Raw genomic sequence first — 1,980 nt, forward strand, 5'->3', positions numbered from 1 at the left:
TAAGGTCCACTGCCGGACTACTCATACATACGATGGGCAAAATTGCCATCGCTTTTATTTATCTAATTTTTTAAATACTGATTCGCATTATTAACTGATTATATTTTTCTATTCCAAACCGATATAAGGAACAATTAACGTGATAGGCACTAGCATCAATATGTACAGTATAAGTGGTTTCAGCGAGGGAAAATTCTAAAAAAATATCATCAAACCAATTTTTTATAGCACTTTTTATACTATTCCTTCCAGTCAAACAAAACTTGATTATTTTAAATATGGTTGATTTCCCTTTAAAGTTAAGGCTATCCAATGCATTAGACAATTCCGAAAATGTAAAATCATTGTGATTATTGCCGTCAATATTCTTGTATTTACGCAAGCTCCCAGCGAAAGAACACGACAAACCGCCCCCGTTGATAGGAGAAAGAACAAACCGCAAATCTTTTGCTTTTGCCTCTCTCCTTTGGGTAAGTAGTTCGCCCGTGCTTTCCGATACTGAAAGCCCGAAATCTAAAAGCGGGTTGTTTTGCCATAACCCTGCATCTAAACCGAAACAAGAACATTTAACGCCGTCAATCATTCGGGGTTAGTCTTTGTCTGTTAGCAAACTCAATGATGCTTCTATACAACTGCCAGCCACCGAAAACGCATTGTCAAATGGCATATATCCAAGCTGTGCCAGCTTCACGCTGTTACGAGCGGTTGAGGCATACAGATAAGCCCCCAAACATTGCGGGGTTGGTTCGGTCGGTTCGTTCTCTTGGCGTGGGCGTGGATAATTTCCGAGCGTATCGATAATGTTTTGTGCTAATTCGCATTTGTCGGTATCGGATAAGAGAGCAACGTCCGCTAATTGGTCTATGCAGTCCATTAGTATAGCTGTTTGCTTACTTGCTTCCATGTAAGCCCCCTTTCTTTACTAATGCCTTTTCAACTTCTAACGGTTTGTAATAGACACGTTTGCCGATTTTGTAGGCTTGTAAGATACCTTTTTTAGTCCAGTCGTGGACGGTAACGAGTGATATTTTAAATAGTTTGGCTACTTCACGGCGGGTAATGTATTCCGATTGTGTGGTGTCGGTTGCCGTTTGTTGAGGGTTTCCAGTGAGTGCATTTATAGCACTTTCCATACGGTCGAGGCGGTTCAATATTTCGCCCGCTTCGATGCTTTCAATTTGTAATACTGTTTTTGTCATATCTGAAAAATTTAGTTTCGATACGACAAAGAAATAAGGTTCGGTAAGCTCTAAAAGGGTACTACCCCAAGACTATCCCTAAATATTTTAGGACTTATTTATCCAACTTTTCAAAGCTGTGCTTAATTCATCCAAAAATTTAGTTTCTGATTCGGTATTACGGGTTTTAATTTTTTGTAATATCCTATCAAATTCGGGCTTATCAATATCCACATTAAAGGCTTTAGCCAATACGTCAACAGCTTGTTTTTCTGTATCATACTGCAAAACATTAGTTTCAAATAAAGATTTTGCAAGTTCGGTGAATTGTGTTTTTCCTAATGTCTGTTTTGGTAGTGTAAGTAATTGAGGTTTAACATCTTCTTTTGCCACATGGCTATAAAATGCTATTGTTGCAAATTCGTTTACAACTTCCATATTATAAAAAAACTCTCTGCAAAATGAAGCGTTTTGAATAAAGTCTATAAATCTAAATTCGGTATTTGTTGCCTCTTTTAGCACTGTTTGAGTTGCATTAGCATTTACTTTCTGCATTCGTTGGAATTTTTCCAAATCATACTCTAAATGGCTTTGAAACATCTTTTTGAAATAATAAATATTTGCCTGTATGCCATGGACATACCCGCTCTGCAAGTTGCCGAGTTGTATAAGAATCGTTGGCAAGTGGAGTTGTTCTTCAAATGGCTTAAGCAGCACCTCAAAATTAAAAAGTTCTGGGGTACTACAGAAAATGCCGTAAGAATACAAATCTATGCTGCCATTTGTGCTTACTGCTTAGTTG

At 37.8% G+C, this 1,980-nt stretch carries 4 protein-coding genes and 1 pseudogene; 1 reads left to right on the forward strand and 4 read right to left on the reverse strand.

What is annotated here, in order from left to right; genetic code table 11:
- Positions 1 to 70: 70 nt before the first annotated feature.
- From M2132_RS11940 to M2132_RS11955, 4 genes are all read right to left on the reverse strand, one after another.
- The gene (locus M2132_RS11940) at positions 71 to 583 is read right to left on the reverse strand and encodes a hypothetical protein (RefSeq protein ID WP_280673854.1); all 513 of its coding nucleotides are present in this window, start codon (positions 581 to 583) and stop codon (positions 71 to 73) included.
- A gap of 6 nt (positions 584 to 589) precedes the next feature.
- On the reverse strand, positions 590 to 904 hold the full coding sequence (locus M2132_RS11945; protein ID WP_280673855.1) for a hypothetical protein: 315 nt from the start codon (positions 902 to 904) through the stop codon (positions 590 to 592).
- Positions 891 to 1,199, reverse strand: a complete 309-nt coding sequence (locus tag M2132_RS11950; protein WP_280673857.1) for a helix-turn-helix domain-containing protein — start codon at positions 1,197 to 1,199, stop codon at positions 891 to 893. The genes M2132_RS11945 and M2132_RS11950 overlap by 14 nt, the downstream gene beginning before the upstream one ends.
- Positions 1,200 to 1,286: 87 nt before the next feature.
- Entirely contained in the window at positions 1,287 to 1,733 is a 447-nt protein-coding gene (locus M2132_RS11955) for an RteC domain-containing protein (RefSeq protein WP_280673859.1), read from the reverse strand.
- Positions 1,734 to 1,814: 81 nt separating this feature from the next.
- Here M2132_RS11955 and M2132_RS11960 point away from each other — a divergent pair.
- A pseudogene (locus tag M2132_RS11960) lies at positions 1,815 to 1,980 on the forward strand (transposase); the annotation flags it as partial.

The organism is Dysgonomonas sp. PH5-45 (assembly GCF_029893235.1).
In the GTDB taxonomy this organism is placed as follows: domain Bacteria; phylum Bacteroidota; class Bacteroidia; order Bacteroidales; family Dysgonomonadaceae; genus UBA1309.